This window comes from Pelagibacterium luteolum (assembly GCF_900100665.1).
Taxonomy (GTDB): Bacteria; Pseudomonadota; Alphaproteobacteria; order Rhizobiales; family Devosiaceae; genus Pelagibacterium; species Pelagibacterium luteolum.
Genome location: NZ_FNCS01000009.1, coordinates 139222 through 149037, shown reverse-complemented (window position 1 = coordinate 149037; position 9816 = coordinate 139222). Strand labels below are relative to the sequence as shown.

Annotated in this window: 8 protein-coding genes and 1 pseudogene; all 9 read right to left on the bottom strand. The window is 56.5% G+C overall.

Going from position 1 to position 9816, the window contains the following annotated elements; genetic code table 11:
- Positions 1–202: pseudogene (locus BLR31_RS14575) on the bottom strand (IS21 family transposase); the annotation flags it as partial.
- Positions 203–1877: 1675 nt separating this feature from the next.
- Entirely contained in the window at positions 1878–3044 is a 1167-nt protein-coding gene (locus BLR31_RS14560) for a fumarylacetoacetate hydrolase family protein (protein ID WP_090597420.1), read from the bottom strand.
- Positions 3044–3490, bottom strand: a complete 447-nt coding sequence (locus tag BLR31_RS14555; RefSeq protein WP_090597419.1) for a MaoC family dehydratase — start codon at positions 3488–3490, stop codon at positions 3044–3046. Before BLR31_RS14555 ends, BLR31_RS14560 begins: the two co-directional genes overlap by 1 nt.
- A gap of 21 nt (positions 3491–3511) precedes the next feature.
- Complete coding sequence (locus tag BLR31_RS14550) at positions 3512–4729, bottom strand: CaiB/BaiF CoA transferase family protein (protein ID WP_090597418.1); 1218 nt, start codon at positions 4727–4729, stop codon at positions 3512–3514.
- A gap of 46 nt (positions 4730–4775) precedes the next feature.
- Positions 4776–5924, bottom strand: coding sequence for an acyl-CoA dehydrogenase family protein (locus BLR31_RS14545; protein ID WP_176762681.1), 1149 nt, complete (start codon positions 5922–5924; stop codon positions 4776–4778).
- A gap of 76 nt (positions 5925–6000) precedes the next feature.
- Positions 6001–6969, bottom strand: coding sequence for a TRAP transporter substrate-binding protein (locus tag BLR31_RS14540; RefSeq protein WP_090597416.1), 969 nt, complete (start codon positions 6967–6969; stop codon positions 6001–6003).
- 20 nt (positions 6970–6989) lie between these two features.
- The gene (locus BLR31_RS14535; protein ID WP_210183936.1) at positions 6990–8267 is read right to left on the bottom strand and encodes a TRAP transporter large permease; all 1278 of its coding nucleotides are present in this window, start codon (positions 8265–8267) and stop codon (positions 6990–6992) included.
- A gap of 4 nt (positions 8268–8271) precedes the next feature.
- Positions 8272–8796: a TRAP transporter small permease gene (locus BLR31_RS14530; RefSeq protein WP_090597415.1), complete on the bottom strand. Its 525-nt coding sequence runs from the start codon at positions 8794–8796 to the stop codon at positions 8272–8274.
- Between the two features lie 31 nt (positions 8797–8827).
- Entirely contained in the window at positions 8828–9712 is an 885-nt protein-coding gene (locus tag BLR31_RS14525; protein WP_090597414.1) for a dihydrodipicolinate synthase family protein, read from the bottom strand.
- Positions 9713–9816: the final 104 nt, after the last annotated feature.

The following is a 9816-nucleotide window of genomic DNA, read 5'->3' as shown; positions in this document are numbered from 1 at the left end:
CAGCCTTCAGCCAGCCTGACAGCTTCTCGGCAAACGGATCGATCTTGCTCGGCCGCTCGGGCACCTTGAACTTCGGCTCAACCGTATCGGACCGAAGATATTTGCGAATAGTATTACGGGACAGACCTGTGCGCCGCGAAATCTCCCGGATCGAAAACCCGTCCCGGAAATGCCAGCGCCGGATAACGCTCAAAAACGCCATGTCCAACACTCCTCAATCTCCTGCCCAAAACGAGCAGGATAGCGTTCAAACATGGGTCAAATCTCAGTGGAAAAATCCCTCAGTACCGGGTCAGATCTCAACGGCAATCAACAACTGGAGCTGACCTGATACGCCGTCGCGCTTTGGCAGCGCCGGGGCCAAGATCATTCGTCGTGCGCGCCAAGAGTTGAATCTGGGCGAAAATCTCGACGGCATCTACCAAGAGCTGGTTCACTTCAACCACGCTACGGTCCAGGGTGAAGCCCTTCACGACCAGCGGGGAGAACGTGATGCCGGAGAGCCCCTGTTCAATCCCGCCACGACTAAGGTCGGGGAGGCTCCTCTATTCCAATCGCAGATCGACGATAGCATCCTATCGCTTCCGCCTTCTGCAGCCCCGGCGTCTGAGCCTGTGCCGAGTGTGTCGAATGGAACTAAGCAAAGCGATGTCATCCCGACGTTGCGGGGCCTCATGGATGACTACTTCAAGAGGGACGGCGGAGGCACCGGCTCGGACGACCAAACCAATATCAGGCGTGCGGTTCGGTTATTCGAGGATCTGTGCCCGCAGGTCCAAACCATGCTTGTGCCTGAGATTCCACTACGGCTCTGGGATGAACTCTACGAATTCGTCCAGTTCATCCCCTTGCAGCGAGGGACCAAGAGTCCAGAGAACCTCGTCGCCTTCACTCGCGAAAAGCTCGCCTTGGGTACTCCTATCCACGACTTGGGCCAGCAACACTCAACTCCAATTACTTGGGCGCGATCGCCCGGATAGTTCGCCATGGCCACAATAGGCGCCTCTACAACTATCAACCACCGCCTCTTGCGATCGCAGAGAAAAAACGCGTCACCACAAGTGCCAAAAAGGTGCCGCTCTCTCCGGAGGAAATTACTGCTGTCACATCGTGCCCGGTGTATGTCCGCAGCGCGTCACGCCATCACAGATATTCGCCCGGAACTGAAATCTTTGCCGACGATCACATCTATTTGTCCCCCTTGATCTCCACGCACACTGGTATGCGCGTGACCGAGATCGGCATACTGCGTCTCGATCAGCTGCAAACTTGGTTCGGTTCTTGACTGCAAGAGCCCGCCCTTGCAAGGACGCTGCAGGCATTCTGGATATGTCTTCACGAGGGGCATATTCTCGACCGGCAATGTTACAGTAGACCGACTGTAACCTAGACCGATGAAAGTGACGCCATCCTAGAATCGACGTGTGCTTGATTAAACCTGTCGGGGCCCGGGCGTGTAGTATCCGACGAGTTCTCGGGTCGGCGTATCCGCGATATAATAGGGCTAAGGCCATCACGATGTCCGACCTCGTAACATTGGCCGCGCAGGGGGCGCCCCTACACCTCCGTCCAGGTTTCAAAGAATGACCTTGTGGACCAAATGGTGGCTGCAGCGGTTTCCTGAACATGCGCTCGTCCGCTCCCCAACCCAATCAAGTCATCCGCTGGGGGATTCTCCATTACAATGGGACGGCGCATTGGGGGCCGATTGCGGTCAGTCCGGTTTTGGCGAGGAATTGGAGAAAGCCGACATCCAGCATCCGACACCGTTGCGGCCGACGTGCTCTCCTTGAGCCCTTGACGCAACACAAAGAGATTTTGTGCCCCGATCGCCAGGGGCAAAGTCGGTCGAAAAGTTGCAATTGCTGACAGCGGCGCTAGATCAAACCCGCTTTGGCCAAATCGGTCATCAACGCCCGCGTGCCATAGGTCCATGCTCGGCACCCTGTCGAATGTCGCACTGTAGCGACCAAAGCGCCGAGGGTCGGCGTCGAGATCGTCACCACGTCGCCGAGCTTGTGGGTAAACCCCTTGCCCGCCCCGTCGCGGTCCTGGACCGGCGCGAACATCGTCCCTAGATACAGCACTAACCCGTCAGGATATTGATGATGATCTCCGATCGCTGCGGCCACAAGGCTTTCGGGCGTGCGCGAAATCTGGCTCATCGACGACGACCCGTCGAGAACGAACCCGTCCTCGCCCCGAACCTCGAGCCCGATCTCCATCTCTTTTACGTCCTGAAGCGAAAATCCATCATCGAACAACCGGATAAACGGCCCTAGCGCGGCGGACGCATTGTTATCCTTCGCCTTGCCCAGGAGCAGCGCAGAGCGCCCTTCTACGTCGCGCAAATTGACGTCGTTGCCCAGCGTCACGCCCACAATCCTGCCCTTGGACGAAACCACTACGGCCACTTCCGGCTCGGGGTTGTTCCAGGTCGAAATCGGATGCAACCCGACCTCAGCGCCATGCCCGACGCTGGCCATTGGCTGGCACTTGGTAAAGATTTCGGCGTCCGGCCCGATGCCGACTTCGAGGTACTGGCTCCAGACACCCTTTTCGACAAGCTTGGCCTTGACCGCCATGGCCTGTTCCGACCCCGGAACCAGCTGCGACAGATCTTCCCCGATAAGTTCGAGAATTTCCCCACGCAGTTGATCGGCACGACCGGCGTCGCCCTTGGCTTGCTCCTCGATCACCCGCTCGAGCAGGCTGACGACGAACGTCACACCCGATGCCTTGACCGCCTGAAGATCGACCGGCGAGAGCAATTCCACCCCTTCGGCCGTCCCGGCCAGAAACGCATCGAGATCGGCAACGGCCTTACCCTCGACCGAAGCCACATAGCCTGCCGGATCGTCCATCTCGCAAATATCGCGCACGGTCGGCGCGGCCTTGGCGGTGATGTCGAGCACCTTGCCTTCGCGCACCGTCACAACCCGCGGATATCCCCCATCGGCCAGCTTGACGCGGCCAAGAAAAACACCTTCCTCAGGTAGAGGGATGACAAAGTTTGATGCGGGTACAGTCGTGGACGCAATCATCACGCCTCGACCTCACGCGGCACCCATTTCAAGATGTGCTCACCGACGGTGACCAACTCCTTGCGCTGATTGAAAACCTCGATTTTGGCTTTCGTCCTCAGACGATCACGATCGACCTCAATGATTTCGTAGTGCACGGTGACTGTGTCGCCGAACAAAACGGGCGCCAGCATTCTGATGCGATCATAGCCCAAAGAGACGGGCGTCGACTCCACGCCACGCGCTAGACACCGTTCAATTAGCATCGTCGACGTCGTCGACATAAAGCCGATGATCAATGCGCCATGCGCGATGCGCTGGCCAAATTTGGATGTGCGCATGAACTCGGCGTCAACGTGGTTGCCGCCCAAGTCTCCTGTGATGCCGGCGAAGAGATAGACGTCACTTTCGGAAACAGTTTTTGAGAACCGGACAGTTTCTCCAAGTTCGGCATTGATGTTGTTCATCGAAGATCTCGCGTAATGGAATTATTCCAAGGGTTGGCCGGTAACGACGGCGCCCGACGTTGTAAATTGACCGATCTGGTCTGCGCTAAATCCCAGATCGGACAGGATGGATTGGGAATGCTCTCCGAGGCCCGGGGGAGGCATGCGCATTTCGGGAACTCTGCCATCGTACTTGAGCGGGTGGTTCACCAAGGTGGCGTCCCCACCTTTCAATGCAAGCGTGCTAAAAACGCCGTTGTGCAGGGCTTGGGGATCGAATCTCAGATCGTCGTAGTTCGATACGCGCTCATACCAGACGCCTGCCGCGTCAAAGGCTTTTGCCAAGTCCTCAAAGCGCCAAGACTGGAGCTCCTTTGCGACTGTAGCGGCGACAAGATCGCGGTCCTTATAGGCATTTTTGCTTGCAACTTCCGAGATCGATGCGCTGCTTAAAGCCTCGGCTATGCGCGCCACTGGATTGAGGGAAATTGCAACATAAGCATCGTTGAGAGCATAGACACCGTATGGGGCTTCATGGAACCATGTGCCCACATTGGGGTGCCGCTCGAACGCTTTGGCTGACTGGCCGGACGAGTAATAAAGGGTAAGGGACTCGGTCTGGAGGTCAATGCCCGCGTTAAAGAGGCTGCTTTCGATCCGCGTTCCCTTGCCGGTTTTCAACTTCCCTGCGTATGCAGCGGCGATCCCCATCGCTAGCAACGCGGCCCCGTGCTGATCGACGACGGCAAACCCCGTGGCTGTCGGTTCAGACCCGCTCGCGCTGATTAGGCCAGCACGCGCTTGGATGAGCAAATCCTGCCCTGGTCTGTCGCGCAACGGACCATCGGCCCCAAAACCGGTTGCCGAGACATATATGATGTCAGGTTTGATCTTGGCCACCGCTTCATAGCCGAGCTTCAGCCGATCCATCACGCCGGGACGGTAGTTTTCAAGAATAACGTCCGCTGTAGCGATGAGCTTTTCCAAAATCTCTGCGCTGTCGGGATTTTTGAGATCCAGAGCCAAGGAACGTTTATTGCGATTGGCGCTGAGGAAAAACGCGCTCACATCGTCAATGAATGCTTCGGCACCGGCCCAGTGGCGCTCAAAGGCGCCTTTGGTCGGTTCGACCTTGATGACGTCGGCACCCATGTCCGCCAAATATTGAGCAGCAGCAGGCCCCTGGAGGTAATGGCAAAAGCTAAGAACGCGCATGCCTTCGAGCGGAAGTGCGGAATTTGAACTGTCTGAATAAGTCATTGCGGGATGTCCATGTTAGTAAAATTCGATCATGCTCACTGGTTGGCTATGATGGGCTGGCATCCCCGGACAGCAATTGGCGTGCAATGACCAGTTTCTGGATTTGGCTGGTGCCTTCCCAGATGCGATAGACGCGAATGTCCCTGTAGATTCTTTCGACCTCAGCCTCGGTCGAATAGCCATAGGCGCCATGGATCTGGACGCTTTGGTCGACGACCTTTGCTGCTATCTCGCTGGCAAAGAGCTTGGCTTCCGCCGCCTGGCGTATCGGCGTGGCACTCAGGTCTCGCGCTTTGGCGGCGCGATGGGTCATCAGCCTTGCAGCTTCGATGGATGTGGACATCTCGGCCAACATGAACTGGATCGCCTGTAAATTGGCGATTGGTGCACCAAATGCCTTGCGCTCTTTGGAGTATGTAAGCGCCAGATCAAAAGCGGCCTGGGCCATCCCGACCGACTGCGCTGCCATCCCGATCCGGCCCGAATTTAAAGACGTTAGCGCCTTTTTGAGCCCCTGCCCTGGTGCGGCTAGCACATGGCTGTCGGCTACAAAACAGTCGCTAAAGACGAGCTCACCCGTAGCAAGCCCCTTAACACCCATGACAGGCGTCTTAGAGCCGCGAATAAACCCCTCACTGTCGGCGCTCGCCAGAAACAGTCCAATGCCGCCCTTCCCGAGCCTCAAATCGCTGCTTGCGACAACAATGGCCAAGTCACAAACGCCGGCAAAAGTAATAAATTGCTTGGTTCCGTTGAGTAGGTACCCGCCCTCAACAGGGCGGGCAGTGGTGCGAATTGCAGAGACGTCCGAACCGGCATCGGCTTCGGTTTGAGCAATAGCGCATATGATCTCGCCTCTCCCCATGCGTGGCAGCAGATCTTGTTTGAGCGCTTCGCTGCCATTCGACAGAATGGCATCGCACATGAGTTTATTGACCATCTGCGCATCGGCGACGGCGGCTGAGCCCTTAGCCAGTTCCTCTTGGACCATTGCCCAGGCAAGCGTCGTGGCATCCAATCCACCAAACACCTCGGGCAGCGTCATCGCCAAAAGGCCCATCTCACCCATCTGTCGATAGAGCTCGAAGAAGAATTTGTCGTCCCGGTCGATCGCTGCGGCGGCGGGACGCACAGCATCCGCCACAAAGGCTCGCGTGGCCTCGCGGACGAGGCGCATTTCGCTGTCGATATCCATGATCATCCATGTGTGGTCGGAAGTTACAATGGGCCACGTCGGTCGGTTCAAACCGACCGACGTACCATCTCAGCTACTAAAGCTGCTCTTGGATGAGTTCGAGGTTGGCTTCGCCATCTGGAATGCCTTCCAGCAGCCGTGGCCACAGCGCCAGCGCTGCGTCCTGAAACTCGGCAAGATCAGGCTCGTTGATCGCGACCCCGCTCTCTTCGAGCGTAACCAGCGCGTCTGCATAAGTCTGTTTGTACGCTTCGAGAGAGGCATCGCGGGCTTGAGCCGAAGCTTCTCGGACGAGTTCTTGCTGCTCGGGTGTCAGCTGATTGAAGATAACATCCGACATGACCAGCATCGACGGCATGTAATGGATCTTGGTCATGCTGAAGTTATCGATTACTTCAACAAACCTGTCCTGGACTACCTGCTCCGGCGAGGCTTCAGCACCATCGACAACGCCGTTTTGCAGCGCCACGAAGACTTCACTGTAGGCCATCGGAGTCGATTGAGCGCCTAACGCATCATAAGTTTCGATAAAGCCCGGGCCCTGAAGAACGCGGATCTTGAGTCCCTGCATGTCCTGGACAGAGTTCACAGGACTGGTTCCAAAAACACTGCGCTCAAAGACGGAGAAAAAGTTCATTCCGACCATGCCGGCAGACGACAGTTTTTCAAGAAACATATCCCCTACAGGTCCCTGCAGAACACCATTGGCCTGATCGACCGAGTCAAACAGATATGGAAGCGAAAAGACGCCGAATTCTGGAAGCGTATTTTCGAGCGGTGGCGCTGCAGTGATGAACGCGCCAATCGATCCCGTGCGAGCCGACTGAATCATCCGCACTTCACCGCCGAGCTGGCTCTGGGGAAATATAGAAACAGTCAGTTCGCCGTCGCTGCCAGCTTCCACGACTTCCTTGAACTTTTCGGCGGCTACTTGATAGTGACTGTCGAGCGCCAAGGTGTGGCCGAACGTGATGTCGAGCGCTGATGCGAGCGAGGGTAGTGAAATAAACACTGAACTCAGTGCAAGCGACTTCAGAATATTCATAGGTACCTCCCTTTTTTGACCTATTGAACGAAGACGAGCGAGAGTGCCGGCACGTATGACAACAAGAAGATGTTGAAGACGAGCACGGCGAGAAAGAGCAAAAGTGGCTTGATAATCTGATCGAGCCGGATGCCAGCGACTTCACAGGCAATAAAGAGATTGACGCCGACCGGCGGCGTCACCATGCCGACCGCCAAATTGACGATCATGATGATGCCAAAGTGAATCGGGTCGATGCCGTAGTTCGAGGCGATCGGCCCCAAGATAGGCGCGAGAATGATAATCGCCGCCAAGGTCTCCATGAACATCCCCACCACCAGTAGCAGGACATTAACAATGAGAAGGAAGACCAGCGGATTGTCGGTCAGTGAACCGAGCCAAAGACCGATTTGCTGAGGGATTTGACTGATGGTGAGCAGGAAAGCCAGTGCCGACGCGAAGGCGACAATCAGCAAGATACCAGCCGATATGAGAGCCGAGCGCACAAAGATCGGTCCGAGATCACGCCACGTCAGCTCGCGATAGATAAACAGGCTCACCACCAGTCCATAAGCGACCGCGACGACTGCCGCTTCAGTTGGGGTAAATGCTCCCGAATATATTCCGCCAAGGATGATAACCGGCATCAGGAGCGCGAACAGGGCTTTCCATCCGGCTATGAGTGCATTTTTCAGCCATTCCACCGGATGCACCCGCACCACCGTGTCGAACCCCTGAACATAAGCGGCGGCGATCGAGGTTACGATCAAGCTGGCCCCGATGATCAGGCCAGGTATTATGGCCGCGAGAAACAGTGTTGCAATCGACTGGTTCATGACCAGCCCATAAATAATGATCGGCAGCGAGGGGGGAATGATGACCCCTAATTCGCCCGACGCTGCGACGAGCGCAGCGGCATAGTTTTTTGGATAGCCCTTTTTGACCATGGCAGGAATGGTCGTTGAGCCGACTGCGGCAGTCGTTGCAGACGAAGAGCCCGATATCGTCGAGAACATAAGGCTTGTAAGGACCGCGGCGGCACCCAATCCGCCGCGCACCCAACCAACCAAAGCGTTCGCAAAATTGACCAGCCGTTGCGAGATGCCGCCGACCTGCATCACGCCACCGGCCAGGATGTAGAACGGCACGGCCATCAGCGAAAAGCTGTCAAGGCTCTCGAATACAGCTTGAGATGCCGCGATCAGCGGAAGACCTTTGGACCAGAGGCCCGCAAAGGATATGAGCCCAATTGCCACCCCGACCGGGACCGAGATGGCGAGAAGCGCCAGCAGTCCCAACATCACGCTTGCTAGCATCATGGCGCTACTCCACCGCCTCGACACCCTCGCCAGCCGCTTGACGGCTGCCGACGATGATTTCCATGGCAAAAATGATAAGGTTGGCGATGGCGATCAAAGCGCCGACCGGCATCGAGAGATAAACCCAGTTCATTGGGATCCGCATAACTGGCGCCACCTCGATCGCGCTCATCGCAACCCAGTCAAAGCCGATCGCAGCAACAATGCCGAAAAACAAAAGGCATACTGCAACGGCTCCCAGTTTGACGATATTGGCTATGCGCGGAGGAGCCATGAAGATCACGATCTCGACTGCGATGAGCCGACCGGTTCGCAAGAGAACGGCCACGCCGAGAAAGACCACCCAGACCATAAAGTAGCGCGCCACCTCCTCGGTCCAGGGTGCCGCAATGATGATGCCAAGTTTTGGCAACGCGAACCGCACCATGATCTGAGCGAAAACCGCGATTGTCGAGATCGCCAGCATCATGCCGACTATCGCGGCAATCAGGGTATTGATCCTGTCGGCTATCCTGCTGATGGCGCGCATTGGTCTCCTCCCAGAAGCCTTTCGATGGCCGTTAGGCTAAATTGGATTTAGCGGTCTCGATGATGGACCTGACCATCTCACGCTCTGCGCCCTCGAGCGGCAGACGCGGTGGCCGGACCCACTCGGGGGCTCCATACTCAAGGTGCTCGGCAAGCTTGATGTATTGGACAAGTTTAACGTGCGTATCTAGATGGAATGGGGGGGTTAAAAGCCGATACAGATGACGTGCTCGGTCGAGGTCGGTCGCCCGGCAAAGATTGAACAGCTCGACGCAATGGTCGGGCCAGACATTGGTCATGCCGGACACCCATCCCGTTGAGCCAAGACTCACGCTTTCAAGTATCTGGTCATCCACGCCACAAAAGATCGAAAACCGGTCGCCGAACTCTACAAAAAGATCGGTTACGCGCCTCACGTCTCCCGTCTCTTCCTTGATGCAAACAATCTCAGGAATATCGGCGAGATCGGCGAGCACTTCTGGCGTTACATCGACACCATAGGCGATGGGATTGTTGTAGATCATGATGGGGCGGTCGGTGGCCGCAGCGATGTTGCGGTACCACTGTGCTGTTTCGCGCGGATCGGTTTTATACCCAAGGCTTGGGAATACCATATATCCGTCTGCACCCCAGTCTCTGAGACTGACTGCCATTTGCTTGGCCTGAGCGGTTTCGCTCGCGATAAGGCCAGACAACATCGGAACCCGGCCATTAACGACTTCGGCGACGCCGCGAACGATGGTTTCGCGCTCAGACGCGCTGAGCGCCGCTGTCTCGCCTAGCATTGGCAGAACGATCAGCCCCGATACGCCCGCTTTAATGAGCCTATCGGCACTTTTCTGGGTCCAATCGAGATCAAGCGAGCCATCCTCGCCCATTTTGGTTGTGAGTGCAGGAAATACACCACTCCAGCCCATATTTTCTCCTCCCGCTTCAACGCCTCACCATGGCAGCGCCCCTCTGAAAGCGCTTTCAGACTAGGTTTAGTAAGTGAGCATGTCAAAAGCTTTTTGAGAATCCC